Below are 18,947 nucleotides of genomic sequence, written 5' to 3' on the forward strand. Positions count from 1 at the left end.
GTTACAGTGCACCCATGCAAGCCCCTGTCCCGCCCGTCCCCTCGCGTTTTGCCACCCTCATGGTGGCCACGGCCAACGTGCTCAACCTGGCGCAACCCGGGCGGCATTTCTACGACGGTCAGAACCCCTACAGCCAGCACGAGTTCGACCGCAAGGTGGCCTGGCTCGGCGAGCGCTTCAAGGCACTCAACGCCGACGTGCTCGCCGTGCAGGAAGTGTGGGACGAGCTCGCGCTGCGCGCTGCCGTGGCGCGCAGTGGCTTGCAATACAGTTTCGTGAGCGTGCCCGGTGCGGAAAACGGCCCCGGGCAACAGGGCGCGCAGGGCACACCGCGCGTGGGCATCGTGACGCGGCTCAAGGTCGAATCGGTCACATCGCTGACCGACTTTCCCGCCGCTGCGGTGGTGGACGTGCCGGGCATCGGGCCACACGCCCGCTTCGAACGCCCGCCGCTACTGGCCATCCTTCGTTTGAAGCACGGCCAGGACGTGGGCGTGATCACGGCGCACCTGAAATCCAAACGGCCCAAGTACCTGCAGGACGCCGAAGGCCACCCGCTGGAAGACCCGGACGACCCCTTGGTGCAGGCCGTGGGCTCTCTGCGCTCGCTGGTCATGCGCGCAGGCGAGGCGCTGGCGCTGCGCCTGAAAGTGGTGGAACTGCTGCACCGCACCCGCCTGCCGCTGATCGTGATGGGCGACCTGAACGACGGGCCGCACAGCGTCACCACCCAGCTCATCGCCGCCACTTCGCAGGTGGCCTACGACAAGGGTGCGCGCGACAACGCACTCTTCAGCGCCTGGGACGTGATGGGCGAAGCCGCGCTGCGCCGCGACGTGGCCTTCTCCCACATCCACCAGGGCTACCCCGAGGTGCTGGACCAGGTGCTGGTGAGCGAGGAGTTCGTGGCCACCAGCCGCTCATCGATCGGCGATGTGCGGCGCGTCGAGGTGTTCAACGACCACCTGTTCGAAGGGCGCGACCGCAGCCGCAGCGACCACGGTTTTGTGCGCGCGCTGCTGCGCTTGAAACTGCCCGAGTTGGGCTGAGGACCTGGTTACTTTTCTTTCGTTGCACCTCGCGGGCCAAGGCGTGTGCTGGCAAGCCGCACACACCTTGGCAAACAGAGGCGTTGGCGCTCTACCGGTGGAGAACCAGTTCATCTCTTGCTGCGGCAGGCGCTGTCCGGTGGGGGCGATTTCTGGGGCGGCTGTGACCAGCAGCCTGGGGCCGGGCGCGCAAGTGCGCGCATCGTTGTCTGACTCGCGGCCACTGTCTGAGCGTAGAGAGCGTAGCGAACGCAGCGAGTTGGCCGCGCCGGCTCCAGGCTGGTGGGCGCAGCGGAGTCGGTGCGAAGTGCCGACCGGCCCGGTATGAGCCCCCGCCGGACAGCGCCTGCCGCAGCCGTGAGGTGCTGCGACCGAAGTGAACCCAAGACTCACACAAACCGCAGCATCGCCACCGGCGGCAGGTCGTTCGACACGGCCGTCCAATGCTCGCCAGCGTCGGCGCTGATCCACAGACCACCCGTGGTCGAAGCCATCGCCAGTGTCTGGCCGTCGGCGCTCACGTCCAGGCCGTGGCGGTAGACCAGGTGGTAGGCGTGGCTCTGAGGCAGGCCGCTGGAGAAGGTCTGGAAGCTGGCACCGCCGTCGTCGGTGCGGTTCACCACCATGCGCCCGTCCACCGGGATGCGGCAGGCATCGGCCTGCGCCGGCACGAACCAGGCGCGCTGCGGGTTGCGCGGGTCGCAGGCCACCGCGAAGCCAAAGCCCGAGGGCGCGGGCGGCGCGATGCCGCCCCACTGATGACCGCCATCGACCGAACGGTAGATGCCACAGTGGTGCTGCACCCACAGCACATCCGGGTTGGCCGCGCACTGCACCATGCAGTGCGGGTCCTGCGCGTTGCCGTCTTCGGCGTTGTCGGGCGGCAGGTAGTCGGCCTTCATGCCGCTGGCGGTGAGGGTCCAGCGCTCCCCGCCATCGTGTGTCTGCCAGACACCGCCGCAGGACACGGCCACCGTCACATGGCGCGCATCGCGCGGGTCGACCAGGACGGAGTGGATGCCCGCGTGGTCGTAACCGCCGCCCATCCAGTCGCGACGCCCCGGCTGCTCCCACAGCGGGGTGTTGAGCGACCAGCTGGCGCCGGCGTCATGGGAGCGGAACAGCCCGGCCGGGATGCAGCCCGCCCACAGGGTGCCGGGCTGGTCGGGTCCGCCGGCCGCGAGTGCCCAGATCAGGTCCACGCTCCAGGGGGTGGTGTCATCGGCCCAGGGCCCTTCGGTGGGCTTCTGCGGAAAGGCGGGGGCGGCGATCTCCCGCCAGGTCTGGCCGCGGTCGGCGCTGCGGTGCAGCTTGACGCCGAAATGGCCCAGGCGCAACGCCGCGGTCCAGGCGCCGTCGCGCGCATCGGCGAGCACGGTGGTGACCGGCTCGCCAGGAAAGTGGTGGGCGGCGATGGTCCAGTCCGTGCCCTCACCGTGCAACACGAACAGGCCCTTGCGGGTGGCGAGCAACAGCGTCTGCATCTCGATCTCCTGGCATGGTTGGAGGGGTTCAACCGCCGCTCAGGGCCTGCACCACCAGCACCCGGTCGCCCGCGGCCAGCGGCTGGTTCAAAACGCTGCGGTCCTGCACCATCTGGCGGTTGACGAACACCGCCACGTGTTTGCGCACCGCGCGCTGGTCGTCGAACACGTAGTGCGCCAGCTCGGGCGCGGCGAGCAGCGCGGCTTCCAGCACTTCGCGCAGTGCGCCGGGTGCGACGAGCTGGGGCGCGCAGTCCACATGGCGGCGCAGAGTGGGGGCAAATTCGACCGTGACCATGGCGATGAACGGCCCGCCAGTTTCCGGCAGGAGCGCGGGCTGCGCAAGCGCCACCCCGCCGCGTTCAGGGTTGTCGCCCGGGTGGCCCGGCGGCGCGACGGATCAACCGCGCACGAACAGCGTCACCAGCGGTTGATCGCCCACCTGGCGGCTCCAGTGTCCGTGCACCGCGGGGTCGAAGGTCGCGCCTTCGGGCAGGGTGTCGGCCGAATAGAAATGATCGCCCGGGCCGAAGGTGCGCGAGCTGCCGTCCTGCAGACCGATCTCCATCTGCCCGCGCAGCACGAACAGCCACTGCGGTGCGCCGGTGCAGTGGAACGGGCTGCGAAAGCCCACCGGGCTCTCGCGCAGTTGAAAACCGTCCGAGGGCATCAGCGGCGACAGGCGGGCCGCGGGCGTGCCCTCGCTCAAGGCCACGGATTCTTCGCGGAATCGCGCGCGGCCATCGGTGCCGGTGAACAACACCACTTTGTTGAACGTGCTCATGGGTCTCCTGGGTTGCGCCGTTGGTTGGCTCCGGGTTGTACCAGATGGCCATCGCACACAAAAAAAGCGGCCTGGCGACTTGAGGGTCACCAGGCCGCCACCGCGGGATCCGACGGGGATCAGTTCATCGACGAGGCAGGGTAACGGCCGGGGTTCAGTTCCTTGAGCGTCTGGCCACTCTCCGAGTTGGCCATCACGTCGCCGTTGCGCTGCGCTTCGCGCAGTTCGGCACGCACCTGCTCTCGCGTCTTGCCCTGCGCCACGGCGGTGTGGGCGTAACGGCCGGGGTTCAGGTCCTTGGCGGTCTGGCCGGACTCCGAGTTGACGACCACGTCGCCACGGGCCTGGGCTTCGCTCAGTTCGGTCTTGACCTGATCACGGGTCTTCGCCGCGGCCACGGCGCGGTCCAGGTAGTTCTGGGGCGCCATTTCGGCCGCCGTCTGGCCCGATTCGCTGTTCGCCACGACATCACCGCTGCGCTGAGCCGCCAGCAACTCGGCCTGCACCTGAGCGCGGGTCCTGGTCTGCGCGACGACCGCGGGATAGGCCTGCGGGTTGACCTGGCGCTGGGTCAGACCCGACTCGCCGTCGGCCAGCAGGTCGCCGTTGCGCTGGGCGTTCAGGAAGTCGGCACGGACCTGGTCGCGGGTCTTGGCTTCGGCCGGATCGGCAGCCAGGGCCTGGCCAGCGCTCAGTGCAGCGATGGCGAGGGCGACGGAGGAGAGAACGGTGGAGCGGTTTGCGAATTTCATGGTGCGTTTCCTTTCGGGGGAGTGAAAAAGTGGATGACGGATGGATCGTGCCGGGCTGGCCCTGGGGTGTCTTCTCAGCGAGGTTTCGCTGTTTTTCGGTTGGTTTCGTTGCCGTTGAAAGTTCAGAAACACCGGTCAGGTCGGTCGGGCTTCGTAGCGGTTCAAGGGATTGTTTCGCTGCGATGGGTGAACTTTAAAGTTTCTGTTTCCAAAGAAAAATCGCCATATCAACGTCAATCTATTTCGTTTTCAGCAACAATGAAGCCATTGAATCTCTGGAGCCCCACCTCATGGACCGACTGACTTCGATGCGTGTTTTCCTGCGCGTGATCGACGAGGGCAGCTTCGCCGCCGCGGCCCGGGCACTGGACATGTCGCCTGCGGTGGTGACCCGCCTGGTCGCCGATCTCGAAGACCACCTGGGCACGCGCCTGCTGCACCGGACGACCCGGCGCCAGTCGCTCACCGAAGCCGGTGAGCAGTATCTGCAGCGGGTGCGCCACATCCTGCAGGACCTGGACGAGGCGCACGCCGTGGTCAGCTCGCACACCCAGGCGCTCTCGGGCGTGCTGCGCATCCTGGCGCCACCGGTGCTCGCCACCCACGTGCTCGCGCCGCTGATCACGGGCTTCCGCCAGGCTTACCCGGACATCCGGCTCGACATTGAGGTCGAGTCACACCGCGAACCGCCGATCGAAGACTTCGATATCACTCTGCTTGGCGCCAGCGACAGCTTTGACGGCGACGTGATCGCGCGCAAGGTGATCAGCACCGAGGCCATCCTGGTCGCTTCACCGGCCTACCTGGCACGGCGCGGTGTGCCCCTGACACCGGCCGACCTGCAGCAGCACGACTGCCTGCGCATCAAGCCCGAAGGCCTGCGCAGCCGCTACTGGCGCCTGTTTCGCGCCGACGACGACAACGAGCAGGTCGAGCTGGATGTGACGCCCGTGCTCTGGGCCAACCACTCCGACACCCTGCAGCGCGCGGCCCTCGACGGTGCGGGCATCACCGGCGCCACCGTGGAGATCGCCGCCCCGCACCTGGCCAGCGGCGCCCTGGTGCGCGTGCTCAACCCCTGGATCACCGGCCGTTTCACCCTCTACGCGGCCCTGCCCAGCCGCAAGTTCATGCCACAGCGCACGCGGGTGTTTCTCGACTACCTGACCGAGCAGACCCGCCTCGGCGTGGCCCAGGCGCTGAGCGCCTGCGACGGCTGCCGACCCACCGGTTTACAGCCTGTTGCACAAAAAGCCGCGGCGCTATAACCCCATCGGACACCCGGCCGCGTTTCAGTGAGCTCCATCCACCTTTTCCGGAGCTTGCATGAACCCCCATCTGCCGACCCTGCACCGTCTGGTCCTGCCCGCGCTCGCGGCCCTCACCCTCTTCAGCGCCCTGCCCGCCCACGCCCTGGGGCGGTTGAGCGACATCCAGGTCATCGACCGCGACAGCGGTGAAACCCTGCCGGTCTACCAGCACCGCGGCGAACACTGGGTGGCCGGGCGGCCCGGCGCGCGCTACGCCGTGGCCCTGCGCAACACCACGCACGGCCGCGTGCTCGGTGTCGTGTCGGTGGACGGCGTCAATGTCGTCTCGGGCGAAACCGCCGCCTGGAGCCAGACCGGCTACGTGCTGAGCCCCGGGCAGCGCTACGAGATCACCGGCTGGCGCAAGAGCGACGCCGAGGTCGCCGCCTTCCACTTCACCGCGGCCCCCGCGTCCTACGCCGCGCGCACCGGCCGCCCGGCGCAGGTGGGCGTGATCGGCGTGGCCGTGTTCCGCGAAAAGACGCCGCCTCCGCCAGTCCTCGCACCGCCACCCCTGCCCGAGCCCTACAGCCAGTCATACCCCTCACGCGAACGACTGTCCGACGCCGAATCGGCAACGAACTTCAAAAGCCGCGCCGAGGCGGTCGGAGCCCCTGCAGCTTCAGCGGGCAGCGCCAATCACAGCAGTGCCAGCGCGATGGCCCGTGAAGCGGCACCGGCTTCGCGCCGCATGGCCCCGGCCAGCCCGACACCCCGCCTGGGCACCGGCCACGGCGAACGCGAAGGTTCGTGGGTGGGCCACACCAGCTTCGAGCGCCGCAGCGAGCGGCCCGACGAACTGATCCGCATCCGCTACGACAGCCGCGAAAACCTGATCGCCATGGGCATCCTGCCGACCACGCCCATGCCCCCACGGCCCAACCCGTTTCCCGGTGCACCGCACCCCGGCTACGTGCCCGACCCTTCATGAGAGCGAGGCGCATGGTGAGCCGCACGCTGCCCGCCCGCTCGCCATAATCCACCGCATGTCCGCGGTGAATGCGCCCTCTGACGAGCAACTCATGATGGCCTTTGCCGCGGGGGACGCGCGCGCCTTCGAAATCCTCTACGACCGCCACGCCCTGCCGGTGTGGCGCTTCGTGATGCGCAGCGTGAACGACCGGTCCCTGGCCGACGATCTGGTGCAGGACGTGTGGTTCAGCCTCGCGCGGCAGGCGCCGGCCTACGAAGTCCGCGCCCGCTGGCGCACCTGGCTGTTCACGCTCGCCCACCACCGGCTGGTGGACCATTGGCGCACCCACAAAAACCACGCCAGCCTCGATGCGGCCACCGAAGACGGTGCCAGCCTGGCCGACACGCTGGCGGCCGAATCCGGCTTCGGCCCCGAGCGCCGGCTGACCTCGCGCGAGCAGGCGCAGGCGCTGCTGGACGCGCTCGCTGCGCTGCCCGCCGCGCAGCGCGAAGCCTTTCTGCTGCAGGCCGAAGGTGGCCTGAGCCTGGCGGAGATCGCCCAGACCACCGGCGTGAGCACCGAAACGGCCAAGAGCCGCCTGCGCTACGCCCGCGCCCGCCTGCGCGAAACCCTGGAGGCGCACGCATGAACCGTTTTTCCCCACCGCCCAGCGGACCCGACGACGGCGGCGAAGACCGGCTGCTGCGCCGCTACCACGAAGCCAATGCGCTGGACAACGCACGACCGGGCCCCGCGCTGCGCGAGACCGTGCTGGCCCATGCGCGCAGCGTGGCCACCGCACAGAAAGACGGGGCCTTGGCCAAAGGCCGTGCACCCGCCAGCAACGACACCTCATGGACCCTGCGCGCCCTCGGCAGCCTGGCCGTGCTCGGCCTCGTGGGCCTGCTGATGCTGCAGTTCGACCGCGGAACGCCCGAAGAGCGCGACGCCGCGTTCGGCGGACCTCCAGCGCCGGCTGCCGTACGGCCAGCGCCCGCCGCTGCGACAGACAGCCGGCCCGCGGGTGTACCGGCTGCAGGCCCGACGGACAGCCGCGAGGAGGGCACAGCCCCATCGCTGAAAACCGTGCCCGCGCCACCGCCCGTTCCCGACGCCAACCGGGAAGCCCCGGCAGCAGCCACGCCGGCACCCGCCAAGGCCCGGCCACCGGCACCGCCGCGACCGGCGGCGCCCGCTGCCGGCCCGGCGCCAGCACCCATGGCAGCCGACTCTGCAGGCGCTTCGATGGCCGGTGCACCGTCAGCGCCAGCCGCGGCACCGTCCGCCGAGCGGGCGGCACCCGACGCCCTGACCCAGGCGATCCCGGACTCGTCCAACACCGAGCCAGCCGCGGCACCCGCAGCCCGGGAACCGGCCCGCAACGCAGCGACACTGCGCCGGGAAGCGCCTGCGGCCGACCGCGCTCGATCAGCGGCCGCCCTGCCGCCCCTGCACGCGGCCACCGCGCAGGGGGATCCTGATGCCGTGCGCCGCCTGCTCGCCACGGGCACCGATGTCAACACCCGCGATGCAACTGGACGCACGGCCCTCATGCTCGCGGCGCAGCGCGGCGATGCGGCATTGATCCGCTTGTTGCTGGATGCGGGCGCCGAGCCTGCGCTGCGCGACAAGGAGGGTCTGAGCGCCACCGACCACGCCACGCAGACCAGGCAGACTGCGGTGCTGCCACTGCTGCGTTAGACCCTCGCGGTTTTCAGCGCGGGTTCGGCAAACCGGCGTTGAGCGGGGTGAGTGTTTCGCCGCGGGCCAGGTAGGCGATCAGGTTGTCGGCGGCCAGATCGGCCATGGCGCGGCGCGTCTTGAGCGTGGCGCTGGCGATGTGAGGCGTGAGCACCACGTTGGGCACGTCGAGCAGGCCGGGGTGCACGCTGGGTTCACCTTCGAACACGTCCAGTCCCGCGGCCGCGATGCGCTTCTCGCGCAGCGCCACGGCCAGCGCCGCGTCGTCCACGATGCCGCCGCGCGCGATGTTGACCAGCGTGGCCGTGGTCTTCATCTGCGCAAGTTCAGCCGCGCCGATGGCGTGGTGCGATTCGGCACTGTAGGGCAACACCAGCACCAGGTGGTCGGCCTGCTGCAGCAGCTCGGTCTTGCTGACGTAGCGCGCCCGGCAGGCGGCCTCGCTGTCGGCGTCGAGCCGGGAGCGGTTGTGGTAGATCACGTTCATGCCAAAGCCGTTGGCGCCGCGCCGTGCAATGGCCTGACCGATGCGGCCCATGCCCAGGATGCCCAGCGTGCTGCCGTGCACCTCGGCGCCAGCGAACATGTCCAGCGCCCAGCGGTTCCACTGGCCGGCGCGCAGGAAATGCTCGCTCTCGGTGATGCGCCGCGCCGTGGTCATGAGCAGGGCAAAGCCGAAGTCGGCCGTGGTCTCGGTCAGCACGTCGGGCGTGTTGGTGGCGAGCACCCCGGCCGCCGTCAGGGCCGGCACGTCGAAGTTGTTGTAACCCACCGCGATGTTGCAGACCACCCTGAGCTGCGGGCAGGCCGCCAGCAGCGCCGCGTCAATGCGCTCGCTGCCGGTGGTGAGCACACCCACCTTGCCCTGCAGCCGTTCGATCAGTTGCGTGGGCGTGAACGGCGCGTCTTCGTCGTTGGTTTCAACTTCGAAGTACTCACGCAGGCGCGCCACCACCTCGGGAAACACGGCGCGGGCGATCAGGATGGCAGGGCGTTGGTTCATGGCGTTCTCTTCAGACCGCCAGCAGATCCACCTCGAACAGCAACGTGGCGTTCGGCGGAATCACGCCGCCGGCGCCGCGCGCGCCGTAGCCCAGTGCTGCCGGGATGACCAGGCGGCGCGTGCCGCCCACGGCCATGCCCTGCACGCCTTCGTCCCAGCCCTTGATGACGTGGCCGGCACCGAGCGGGAATTCGAAGGGCTGGCCGCGGTCCTTGCTGGAGTCGAACTTGGCGCCCTGCACGCCGTCGTTGAAGAGCCAGCCGGTGTAGTGCACCTGCACCGGGCGACCGGCCTGGGCGACTTCGCCACTGCCGACCACGGTGTCTTCGTATTGCAGGCCGCTGGGGGTGGTGATCATGGAATGTCCTTGGAAGGGATGAATAATGGAAGTGGCGATTATTCCAGTCCTTGTGCGCACCGCACCGACGTGGGTCCGTTGCACCTTTGGCAACACGGATTTACACCCGCTTTTCAATCGCGATGGCAAGCGTTAACGCGCACCGTTTGTACTGAAGGCTCCCATCCACCCCAGGCCTCAGGAGTGCCTCCATGAACCCCAACAACACCACCCTCACCCGCCGCATGGCCCTCGGTGCCATTGCCGGTACGGCCCTGCTGACGGCGCTTCCGGCCATGGCCCAGAGCCAGCTGGTCGACGTGCGCATCATCAACCGCGACAACGGTGAAATCCTGCCGTTCTACCGCCACCAAGGCGAACTCTGGATCGCGGTCGAACCCGGTGTGCGCTACGCCGTGGAGCTGTACAACCGCACACGCAGACGCCTGCTCAGCGTGGTGTCGGTGGATGGCGTGAACGTCATCACCGGCGAGACCGCCGCCTTTGACCAGGCCGGCTACGTGCTGGCGCCGGGGCAACGCTACGACGTGAGCGGCTGGCGCAAGAGCCGCCGCGAGATCGCTGCCTTCGAGTTCACCCGCCTGTCACGCTCCTACGCTGCACGCACCGGTCGTCCGGACGATGTCGGTGTGATCGGCGTGGCGGTGTTCCGTGAGCGCCCGGGCTACCGGGCACCGGAACCGCAGGCGGAGATCTACGGACGCAGCGCGCCGGTGCCGCAGGGCGAAGAGTCCTTCCAGGGCAAGTCCCACCGCAGCGACGGGCCTTCAGCCGCCGGCCCGCAACTGGGCACCGGTCATGGGGACCGCGAACGCGACCGGGTGGGCGAAACCGAATTCGAGCGGCGCAGCACTCGGCCCGAAGAGATCGTGCGCATCCGCTACAACAGCCGCGCGAACCTGGTGGCCATGGGCATCATCCCGGCGTACCAGCGCCCGCCACGTGAATACAACCCCCGTGCCTTCCCCGGCGCGCGCCCGGGCTACGTGCCCGATCCGGAATGAGTCTCAAAAATCCTGCGCCAGAGGCAGTGCCAACTCAGATCACCGCCGGGCTGGCTTTGCCAGACGGCTGGTGATAACCCCTGGGGGGTGACGCGAAGCGGCGCGGAGGGAGTGTTACTCCAGCCAGTGGGTGAAACTTGCAACCGGTTCGCGCGGTGTGATGAATGTATTGACCTTGTCGGTCGGGTCGGCATAACCCAGCGACATGCCGCAGACCAGCATCTCGTTCTCGCCCGCTCCGATGTGCGGCAGTATGATCTTCGCAAAGCCGTTCCAGGCCGCCTGCGGGCAGGTGTGCAGGCCGTGGCCGCGCGCGGCGACCATGAGGTTCTGCATGAACATGCCGTAGTCCACCAGCGAGCCGCGGCCCATGACACGGTCGAGCGTGAACATCAGGCCCACAGGCGCGTCAAAAAACCTGAAGTTGCGCTGGTGCTGGGCGTGCATCTTGTCCTTGTCGCCCTTGGTGATGCCGAGCAGGCCGTAGAGCCCCCAGCCGTTTTCGCGCCGGCGGTCGATGTAGGGGCTGACCCATTTTTCCGGGTAGTAGTCGTATTCCTCGCGGTACTCGGCGGCCAGCGACGGGTCGGCGCGCAGGGCGTCGTGTGTGGCGCAGCATTTTTCGACCAGCGCATCGCGGCTCGCGCCCTGCAGCACGTACACCTTCCAGGGCTGGGTGTTGGTACCCGAGGGCGCGCGGCTGGCCAGCTGCAGCAGGTGCTCGATGGTCTCACGCGGCACCGGTGTGGGCAGGAAGGCCCGGGCCGACATGCGGCTGGTGATGGCGGCGTCGACACTGTGGGCGTCGATCGGGGTCAGGGCGCCGGTCGATGGGGGGTTGAAGCTCATGCGGGGGTCTCCGTGTTGTATTGACGTTTACGTCAACGTCAATTATGGCAAGAACCCCGTCAGTGCGCTGCCGCCGTCACAGGATCGTCTCAAGCACCGTCTTGAGCGCCGCCGGCAAGGGCACAGGCCGGCGCGTGGCGCGGTCCACATACACATGCACGAAGTGCCCACAGGCCGCGGCCATCTCGCCGTCTTCGGCAAACAGGCCGACCTCGTAACGCACGCTGGAACTGCCCAGGTGCGCGACGCGCAGGCCGGCGTGCACGGTCTGCGGAAAAGCCAGCGGCGCGAAGTAGTTGCACTGCGTCTCGATCACCAGACCGATGACCTCACCGGCGTGGATGTCCAGCGCGCCCTGCTCGATCAGCCAGCCGTTGACCGCGGTGTCGAACCAGCTGTAAAACACCACGTTGTTCACATGGCCATAGACGTCGTTGTCCATCCAGCGCGTGCCGATGGTGCGGAAGACGCGGTAGTGGCTGCGCGGGCGGGCCTGGGGACGGGTGACTGGCGTGCTCATGGCGCGGGATTGTGCCAGCGGGGTGTTGCAGGGCCTGTCGCAGAACAGTCAGCCGACCGGGCAGATGCCATCCCTTGCCAGCGGCGGTGGTAGTCGAGCGCGGTGCGGTAGGTGTTCACCTGGATCTGCACCGTGGCTTCCATGTCGGTGCCATAGCCACCCGCCATGGTGAAGGCCAGCGGCAGTCGGCGCTGCCAGGCCCAGTCCATCACGCGGCGGTCGCGCGCCTCCAGCCCGTCGAATGTGAGCTTGAGACGCCCCAGCCGGTCACCCTCGTGCGGATCGGCGCCGGCCAGGTAGATCACCAGCCCGGGATCGAAGCGCTGCTCCAGCTCTTCCAGTGCGCGCTCCAGCGCTTCCAGATATTCGGTGTCGCCGCAGCCGTCGGGCAGTTCCACGTCGAGATCGCTCGGCTCCTTGCGGAACGGGAAATTCCGGGCACCGTGCAGCGAGAGCGTGAACACCGAGTCGTCGCGAGCGAAGATGCTGGCCGTGCCGTTGCCCTGGTGCACGTCCAGGTCGATGATGGCCACCCGCAGCGGACCCGTGGAGCGGTGGCGGCGCGCATGTTCGGCCTGCATCAGGCGGGCTGCCACCGCAGCGTCGTTGAAGACGCAGAAGCCGCTGCCCTTGTGGGCATAGGCGTGGTGTGTGCCCCCCGCGAGATTGGCCGCCAGCCCCTCGCCCGCCATGGCGTGGCGGCAGGCCTGGATGGTGGCACCCACCGAGCGCCGCGCGCGTTCGGCCATGGCAGGGCTCCAGGGGAAACCGATCTCGCGTTGCGCCGCGGCGTCCAGCGTGCCGCTCTGGATGGCCCGGATGAACGCCGGCAGATGGACCAACGCCAGTTCACCATCGCTGGCCGGCAGCGCCTGACCCAGGCGCACCTGCGGCAGCTCGGCCGTGAGGCGCTCGCGAAGGCGCCCGTACTTGGCCATGGGAAAGCGGTGGCCGCTGGGCAGGGGCAGGATGAAGTGATCGGCGTAGAAAGCGTGCACGGGGGGATCGGCGTTGGAGAGGTGCGGCCATTGTGTTCGTCGCTTGAAACCAGCGCGTGGGTCCGTGTTTTGGTAAGACCCTTCTAGATTGCTGCAATGCAACAAAAACCGCTTGCAACGGCTCGAGTTTTCCCTATAATTCGAGCCATGTTGCAGTGCAGCAAAGCGAACGAAAAGAACAGCGTCGAGACAGCGCGGAGTTCGGGAGCAGCTCTCAACTAGGCCACTACCCCCCTATTTACTTCCTCTTTCGGAGAACCCCACATGCTGACCGCTGAACAAATCGTCGCCGCACAAAAAGCCAACATCGAAACCCTTTTCGGCCTGACCCAGAAAGCCTTCGAAGGCGTGGAAAAGCTGGTTGAACTGAACGTTCAGGCCACCAAGGCTGCCCTGAGCGAGTCTGCCAACAGCACGCAAGCGCTGCTGTCCGTCAAGGACGCCCAGGAACTGCTGACGCTGCAAGCCAGCCTCATGCAACCCCTGGCCGAGAAGACCGTGGCCTACAGCCGTCACCTGTACGACATCGCTTCGGGCACCGGCGCCGAATTCGGCAAGGCTGCTGAAGCCCAGGCTGCTGACGCACAGAAGAAGTTCATGTCCGTCGTGGACAACGCTTCCAAGAACGCCCCTGCCGGTTCCGAAACCGCCGTGGCCGTGATGAAGAGCGCCGTGTCCGCCGCCAACAACGCCATGGAATCGGTTCAGAAGGCTGTCAAGCAAGCCACCGAAATGGCCGAAGCCAACTTCAACACCGTGACCACGCAAGCTGTCAGCGCCACCAAGGCCGCTGCCAAGAAGCGCTGAATTGCAAAGGTTTCATGCCTTTGATGGGGCTTTTGACTTCTGTCAAAGCACTCACACCGAAATCACTGGAAACTGGCGCCAACCTTGAGAAGGCGGCGCTGGTTCACCAAATCCGTTTTTTCTGGTTGTCTCCTCGGGTCCTTTTCGAAATTCGATTTCATCGGACCCCTTAAGCCCTCGCTGCAAAGCGGGGGCTTTTTTTTTGCGCGTCACATGGAGCCCTTCGGGTGTCAGCCAGTCCAGCGCTGCCGGCTGGTTCGCCGAACCACCGCATGTTGACCCAGATCAACTGCTTTTATTGAGAACCATTCGTGTTTGTGTTATCATCTGGCTTGGATGAATCGTGCCCGCAGCGCTGGTAATCTCCAGACGAATGCGGGGTTATTGGCTCCAGAGAAAGTCCCCCACATGCGCAACACCATCAAGCTCAGCATTGTCCTTGCCGCGGCCTCCGCAGCCTTGGGCGCCCAGGCCCAGGACAAGGTGCTCAACCTGTACTCCGCCCGCCACTACCAGACCGACGAGGCGATGTACGACACCTTCACCAGGACCACGGGCATCAAGATCAACCGCGTCGACGCGGACGACGCTGGCATCGTGGCGCGTCTGCGCGCCGAAGGTGCCGCATCGCCCGCCGACGTGATCCTGCTGGTGGACGCGGCCCGCATGGCCAGCGCTGACAGCCAGGGCCTGTTCCAGCCCATCAAGTCGGCCAAACTGGACGCCGCCATTCCCGCCAACCTGCGCGCCGACGCTGGCCCCGATGGCGTGACCTGGACCGGTTTCTCCACCCGCGCCCGCGTGATCATCTACGACCCGCTGCGCGTCAAGGCCGCCGACGTGGCCACCTACGAACAACTGGCCGACCCCAAGCTCAAGGGCCTGGTCTGCACCCGCTCGGGCTCACACCCCTACAACCTCTCGCTGTTCGCCACCGTGGTCGAACGCCTGGGCGATGCCAAGGGCGAAGAATGGCTCAAGGGCGTGGTCGCCAACATGGCGCGCGCACCCAAAGGCGGTGACACCGACCAGATCAAGGCCGTGGCCTCGGGCGAATGCGGTGTGGCACTGACCAACACCTACTACCTGGCCCGCATGATCAAGTCCAGCAAGCCCGAGGACCGTTCGGTGATGGAAAAAGTGCGCGTGGTCTTCCCCAACCAGGGCACCAGCGGCGCGCACGTCAACATCGCCGGCGCAGCCGTTGCCAAGCACGCCAAGAACCGCGACAACGCCGTGGCCTTCATGGAGTTCCTGGCCAGCCCCTTTGCGCAGGACTACTTCGCCAACGGCAACAACGAGTTCCCGGCCGTCAAGGGTCTGAAGGTGAACAACCCCGCCATCAAGGCCATGGGTGGCGACAACTTCAAGGCCGAGCAGATTCCGCTGGGCGTGGTCGCGAAGAACATGACCAAGGTGCAGCAGATGCTGGACCGCGTGGGCTACAAGTAACCCCCCCGCGCCGCAGGCGCGGCGGGAGTGTTAATAAACCTGCGGCACGTAGATCTCGCCGGGCACCTGGTGGCGGCGGTAGTCTTCGTGGCGCATGCGTTCGGGCAGTTCGATGCCGGGGCGCTGAATCTCGTGGTACGGCATCTGTGACAGCAGGTGGTGGATGCAGTTCAGGCGCGCCTTTTTCTTGTCATCGGCCGGCACCACCCACCATGGCGATTCGGGGATGTGGGTGCGTTCAAGCATCACTTCCTTGGCCTTGGTGTAGAGCTCCCAGCGGCGGCGGCTCTCCAGGTCCATCGGGCTGAGCTTCCATTGTTTGAGCGGGTCGTGGATGCGGCCAAGGAAGCGCAGCTCCTGTTCGGCATCGGACACCGAGAACCAGTACTTGATCAGCTGGACGCCGGAGCGCGCGATCATCTTCTCGAACTCGGGCACGTCGCGGAAGAAAGCTTCGTACTGCTCGTCGGTGCAAAAGCCCATCACCTTTTCCACACCGGCGCGGTTGTACCAGCTGCGGTCGAACAGCACGATCTCGCCGGCCGCCGGCAGGTGCGGCACATAACGCTGGAAATACCACTGCGTGCGCTCGCGGTCGCTGGGTGCGGGCAGCGCCACCACCCGGCACACGCGCGGGTTCAGGCGCTGCGTGATGCGCTTGATCACGCCGCCCTTGCCGGCCGCGTCGCGCCCTTCGAACACGATCACCACCTTGTGCCCGGTGGCGTGCACCCAGTCCTGCAGCTTCACCAGCTCGGCCTGCAGGCGGAACAGTTCGCGGAAATACGTGCGCCGGCTTTCCTTCTGCTGCAGCAGCGCCTCGGGGTCCAGCTCACCGCCGAGCGCGTCCACGTGGCGGTCTTCGATCTCCATCTCCAGCTCTTCGTCGTAGCCGTCCATGAGATCGTAGTGAATGCGGGTCAGCAGCTCGTCGTGGCTGTCAAACATGGGGGCTCCGTGCGGGGGTCAATGGTGATGGCAGGCTACGGCCCTTGTGTGACAGGCTCGTGAAAGCACGACGCCAATCCGGTGACATTTCGAGCGCCACCGGCTGAGCCATAATTGACGTTTACGTCAACGTCAATTCACCACCCGAGGAGCACACCCATGGACATTCAAGGCAAGGTATTCATCGTCACCGGCGGCGCATCCGGTCTGGGCGAAGGCACGGCGCGCATGCTGGCGGCCAACGGCGGCACCGTCGTGATCGCCGACATGCAGGCTGAAAAAGGCGAAGCGGTCGCCAAGGACATCGGCGGCGCGTTTGTGAAATGCGACGTGAGCAGCGAAGCCGACGGCCAGGCTGTGGTGGCCAAGGCCCTGTCCCTGGGCAAGCTCATGGGCCTGGTCAACTGCGCCGGCATCGCGCCGGCCGAAAAGACCGTGGGCAAGAACGGCGCGCACTCGCTGGCCGTGTACACCAAGACCATCATGGTCAACCTGGTCGGCAGCTTCAACATGATCCGCCTCGCCTCGGAAGCCATGTGCAAGAACGAACCCGAGGCCACGGGCGAACGCGGCGTGATGATCTCGACCGCCTCAGTCGCGGCCTACGACGGCCAGATCGGCCAAGCCGCCTACGCCGCCTCCAAGGGCGGCGTGGTCGGCATGACGCTGCCCATTGCGCGCGACCTCGCGCGCAACGGCATCCGCAACATGACGATCGCCCCTGGCATCTTCGGCACGCCCATGCTGTTCGGCATGCCGCAGGAAGTGCAGGACGCGCTGGCCGCCAGTGTGCCGTTCCCCAGCCGCCTGGGTACGCCGCAGGACTACGCCAAGCTGGCGAAACACATCTTCGAAAACGACATGCTCAACGGCGAGGTGATCCGTCTGGACGGCGCGATCCGCCTGGCGCCGCGCTGAAGCGATCTGCTCGCACCCGCCCGGCCTGGGCGCCGGGCTTTTTTGTGCTCAGCGGTAGGCCGTGCGGGCCTGCTTCAGGTCGATCAGGCCCTGCACCACCTTCTCGATCGCATCGTGGCGCAGGCTGCGCATGCCTTCGCTCACGGCGGTGTCAAAAATCTCCGATGGCCGGGCGCGGTTCTGGATCAGCAGCTTGATGGCGCGGCTGTTCTGCAGGATCTCGTAGACGCCCAGCCGCCCCTTGTAGCCCTTGCCGCCACAATGATCGCAACCGACTGCGTGCCGGGTGTTGATGCGGGTGTGGAGGTCGGAGGAGGCTTCCACGCCCGCGGCCTTGAGCAGGCGAGCCTGGGCCTCCTGGCGGCTCAGGTTGCTGCCCTCCATGTATTCCTGCCGCAGCGCGTCCCACTCTTCATCGGTGACCGGACGGTCGTGGGCACAGTGGGTGCACAGGGCTCGCACCAGGCGCTGGGCAACGATGCCCAGCAACGAGTCGGCGAAGTTCATCGGGTCCATGCCGAGGTCGAGCAGGCGCACCACGCTCTCGCTGGCATTGTTGGTGTGCAGGGTGGAGAGCACCAGATGGCCGGTCAGGGAGGCCTCGATCGCGATCTTGGCGGTCTCGGCATCGCGGATCTCGCCGATCATGATGATGTCCGGGTCGGCGCGCAGGAAACCACGCATGGCGCTGGCGAAAGTCAGGCCGATCTTGCTGTTCATCTGCACCTGGCGCAGGCCGGGCTGGGTGATCTCGATCGGGTCCTCTGCGGTCCATATCTTGCGCTCGGCGGTGTTCACCTCGGCCAGCATGGAATGCAGTGTGGTGGTCTTGCCCGAACCGGTGGGGCCGGCGGCCAGCACCAGACCAAAGGTGCGCTCTGAAAAACCGGCAATGAGATCCCGATCACGGGGCTGCAAGCCCAACCTGGACAAAGGCAGCGGCTTGGCCGATTCCAGCAAGCGCAGCACCACGTCTTCCAGACCGTCGTGGGTGGGCATGATCGCCACGCGCAGCTCGAGGGCCTTGCCGCCGAACTCAGAGAAATCGATTTTGCCGTCCTGCGGTCGGCGGCGTTCGGCGATGTCGAGCCGCGCCATGATCTTGATGCGCGAAACCAGCGGCGCCCGCAGCTTGGCCGGCAGCCGCAAATAAGGCTCCAGATCGCCGTCGCGCCGGAAGCGGATGACCGTCAGCGCCTCGCCCGGGTTGCTTTCGATGTGGATGTCGGACACACCTGTGCCCTGGGCCTCGGCGATCATCTGGTTGACCAGCCGCACGATGCCGGCCGAATCCGCGGCCGAGACCAGTTGCTCGGCTTCACCGGCTGTGCCCACCTCCACCATCGCCTGCATGACCAGATCCTCCAGCACCGCCTGGTCGTTGTGCTGTGCAAGCTCATGGGGCGGCAACATCTGGCGCCGAACGTCGTCGGCGAGGGCGCTGTGGGCATGCCCGGCGCGTTCGATGCGGTCCTGGAGCGCCAGCCGCCGCTCGATCGCTTCGCTGCTGGCCCACACCAGGCGCACGGTGTGACCGGTCTGCGTGCAAAGCTGATGCTGCAGCTCTTCGTTGGTCGGCGCGCAGGAAGCCACATAAAAGTGCTCGTTGGCCATGCCCAGCGGCACCACATGAAAGGTATGCGCTGCGTGCAAAGGCAGGATGCCGAACGCATCGCGCTCGATGTCGAATCCCAGCACCTCGATTTCCAGCAAGCCGGCCACACAAGCCAGCGCCCGGTGCAGTTCATCCTCGGTCAACAGCAGGCGCTGCACCAGTTCAGAGGAGCGCGAACGCAGCAGGTCCGGGCTTTCCATCGCCAGCTCGTTCAGCCGGGGCTCGTCGAGGAGGCGCAGCCGCAGCAAGGCGTCGCGCAGGCTGACAATGGGCTGGCGGTGTTGCTCCTCCTGCGCCAGGATCAACTGGGCCAGGTTGTGCGCCGCCTGACGCGAGGGCATGCCCAGCGTTTCGGGAGCGGCGGATGGAACAACCTGGGTATGTGTCATAGGGATTTCTTGGCAGACTGCTGGAGTGGATGGCACTTCAGGACTCAAAATAGCACGATCATTCTTATTGTTGCCTGATCTTCGGCAAGCTGC

The 18,947-nt window shown here is 67.0% G+C and carries 20 protein-coding genes; 9 read left to right on the forward strand and 11 right to left on the reverse strand.

The genetic code is table 11. The features are described from left to right. Positions 1 to 14 precede the first annotated feature (14 nt). Positions 15 to 1,049: an endonuclease/exonuclease/phosphatase family protein gene (locus AC23D4_RS07120; protein WP_472888042.1), complete on the forward strand. Its 1,035-nt coding sequence runs from the start codon at positions 15 to 17 to the stop codon at positions 1,047 to 1,049. A gap of 389 nt (positions 1,050 to 1,438) precedes the next feature. Here the strand turns inward: AC23D4_RS07120 and AC23D4_RS07125 are convergent, their stop codons facing one another. The 4 genes from AC23D4_RS07125 to AC23D4_RS07140 all read right to left on the reverse strand — a co-directional run bounded on the left by AC23D4_RS07125 (position 1,439) and on the right by AC23D4_RS07140 (position 4,069). Beyond that, on the reverse strand, positions 1,439 to 2,533 hold the full coding sequence (locus AC23D4_RS07125) for a WD40/YVTN/BNR-like repeat-containing protein (RefSeq protein WP_472888041.1): 1,095 nt from the start codon (positions 2,531 to 2,533) through the stop codon (positions 1,439 to 1,441). A gap of 28 nt (positions 2,534 to 2,561) precedes the next feature. Further along, entirely contained in the window at positions 2,562 to 2,831 is a 270-nt protein-coding gene (locus AC23D4_RS07130; protein ID WP_472888040.1) for a MoaD/ThiS family protein, read from the reverse strand. A gap of 102 nt (positions 2,832 to 2,933) precedes the next feature. Further along, a complete protein-coding gene (locus tag AC23D4_RS07135; protein ID WP_472888039.1) occupies positions 2,934 to 3,317 on the reverse strand; it encodes a cupin domain-containing protein in 384 nt (127 codons plus the stop codon). A gap of 119 nt (positions 3,318 to 3,436) precedes the next feature. After that, on the reverse strand, positions 3,437 to 4,069 hold the full coding sequence (locus AC23D4_RS07140) for a DUF4148 domain-containing protein (protein WP_472888038.1): 633 nt from the start codon (positions 4,067 to 4,069) through the stop codon (positions 3,437 to 3,439). Positions 4,070 to 4,359: 290 nt separating this feature from the next. Here AC23D4_RS07140 and AC23D4_RS07145 point away from each other — a divergent pair, with 290 nt between their 5' ends. Genes AC23D4_RS07145 through AC23D4_RS07160 form a run of 4 tightly spaced genes read left to right on the forward strand, consistent with a single transcriptional unit; the run spans position 4,360 to position 7,993 of the window. Further along, a complete protein-coding gene (locus AC23D4_RS07145; RefSeq protein WP_472888037.1) occupies positions 4,360 to 5,337 on the forward strand; it encodes a LysR family transcriptional regulator in 978 nt (325 codons plus the stop codon). Between the two features lie 58 nt (positions 5,338 to 5,395). Further along, positions 5,396 to 6,310 carry a hypothetical protein gene (locus tag AC23D4_RS07150; protein ID WP_472888036.1) on the forward strand — a complete coding sequence of 305 codons (915 nt, stop codon included), beginning with the start codon at positions 5,396 to 5,398 and terminating at the stop codon, positions 6,308 to 6,310. A 55-nt stretch (positions 6,311 to 6,365) separates the two neighbouring features. After that, a complete protein-coding gene (locus AC23D4_RS07155) occupies positions 6,366 to 6,941 on the forward strand; it encodes a sigma-70 family RNA polymerase sigma factor (RefSeq protein WP_472888035.1) in 576 nt (191 codons plus the stop codon). Next, positions 6,938 to 7,993 (forward strand): ankyrin repeat domain-containing protein, encoded by a 1,056-nt coding sequence (locus AC23D4_RS07160; RefSeq protein ID WP_472888034.1) that lies wholly within the window; start codon positions 6,938 to 6,940, stop codon positions 7,991 to 7,993. The genes AC23D4_RS07155 and AC23D4_RS07160 overlap by 4 nt, the downstream gene beginning before the upstream one ends. Before the next feature lie 13 nt (positions 7,994 to 8,006). Here the strand turns inward: AC23D4_RS07160 and AC23D4_RS07165 are convergent, their stop codons facing one another. Further along, positions 8,007 to 8,996: a 2-hydroxyacid dehydrogenase gene (locus AC23D4_RS07165; RefSeq protein WP_472888033.1), complete on the reverse strand. Its 990-nt coding sequence runs from the start codon at positions 8,994 to 8,996 to the stop codon at positions 8,007 to 8,009. Between the two features lie 10 nt (positions 8,997 to 9,006). Then, positions 9,007 to 9,354: an FKBP-type peptidyl-prolyl cis-trans isomerase gene (locus AC23D4_RS07170; RefSeq protein WP_472888032.1), complete on the reverse strand. Its 348-nt coding sequence runs from the start codon at positions 9,352 to 9,354 to the stop codon at positions 9,007 to 9,009. A 191-nt stretch (positions 9,355 to 9,545) separates the two neighbouring features. On the opposite strand from AC23D4_RS07170, the gene AC23D4_RS07175 reads away from it, so the two are divergent. Further along, the gene (locus AC23D4_RS07175) at positions 9,546 to 10,358 is read left to right on the forward strand and encodes a hypothetical protein (RefSeq protein ID WP_472888031.1); all 813 of its coding nucleotides are present in this window, start codon (positions 9,546 to 9,548) and stop codon (positions 10,356 to 10,358) included. 114 nt (positions 10,359 to 10,472) lie between these two features. Here AC23D4_RS07175 and AC23D4_RS07180 read toward each other — a convergent pair whose 3' ends face one another. The 3 genes from AC23D4_RS07180 to AC23D4_RS07190 form a co-directional block, all read right to left on the reverse strand. Further along, positions 10,473 to 11,207 (reverse strand): nitroreductase, encoded by a 735-nt coding sequence (locus tag AC23D4_RS07180; protein ID WP_472888030.1) that lies wholly within the window; start codon positions 11,205 to 11,207, stop codon positions 10,473 to 10,475. 76 nt (positions 11,208 to 11,283) lie between these two features. After that, on the reverse strand, positions 11,284 to 11,727 hold the full coding sequence (locus AC23D4_RS07185; protein ID WP_472888029.1) for an acyl-CoA thioesterase: 444 nt from the start codon (positions 11,725 to 11,727) through the stop codon (positions 11,284 to 11,286). Then, entirely contained in the window at positions 11,724 to 12,725 is a 1,002-nt protein-coding gene (locus tag AC23D4_RS07190; protein WP_472888028.1) for a histone deacetylase family protein, read from the reverse strand. The genes AC23D4_RS07185 and AC23D4_RS07190 overlap by 4 nt, the downstream gene beginning before the upstream one ends. 264 nt (positions 12,726 to 12,989) lie before the next feature. Here AC23D4_RS07190 and AC23D4_RS07195 point away from each other — a divergent pair, with 264 nt between their 5' ends. Continuing rightward, positions 12,990 to 13,532: a phasin family protein gene (locus tag AC23D4_RS07195; protein WP_472888027.1), complete on the forward strand. Its 543-nt coding sequence runs from the start codon at positions 12,990 to 12,992 to the stop codon at positions 13,530 to 13,532. A gap of 408 nt (positions 13,533 to 13,940) precedes the next feature. Further along, a complete protein-coding gene (locus AC23D4_RS07200) occupies positions 13,941 to 14,984 on the forward strand; it encodes an extracellular solute-binding protein (protein WP_472888026.1) in 1,044 nt (347 codons plus the stop codon). Positions 14,985 to 15,014: 30 nt separating this feature from the next. Here AC23D4_RS07200 and ppk2 read toward each other — a convergent pair whose 3' ends face one another. Continuing rightward, on the reverse strand, positions 15,015 to 15,932 hold the full coding sequence (gene ppk2, locus AC23D4_RS07205; RefSeq protein ID WP_472888025.1) for a polyphosphate kinase 2: 918 nt from the start codon (positions 15,930 to 15,932) through the stop codon (positions 15,015 to 15,017). A gap of 159 nt (positions 15,933 to 16,091) precedes the next feature. Here ppk2 and AC23D4_RS07210 point away from each other — a divergent pair, with 159 nt between their 5' ends. After that, entirely contained in the window at positions 16,092 to 16,850 is a 759-nt protein-coding gene (locus tag AC23D4_RS07210; protein WP_226462710.1) for a 3-hydroxyacyl-CoA dehydrogenase, read from the forward strand. Between the two features lie 48 nt (positions 16,851 to 16,898). Here AC23D4_RS07210 and AC23D4_RS07215 read toward each other — a convergent pair whose 3' ends face one another. Next, positions 16,899 to 18,854 (reverse strand): GspE/PulE family protein, encoded by a 1,956-nt coding sequence (locus AC23D4_RS07215; protein WP_472888024.1) that lies wholly within the window; start codon positions 18,852 to 18,854, stop codon positions 16,899 to 16,901. Between the last annotated feature and the right edge of the window lie 93 nt (positions 18,855 to 18,947).

The sequence above is a fragment of the Hydrogenophaga sp. L76 genome (assembly GCF_057654755.1).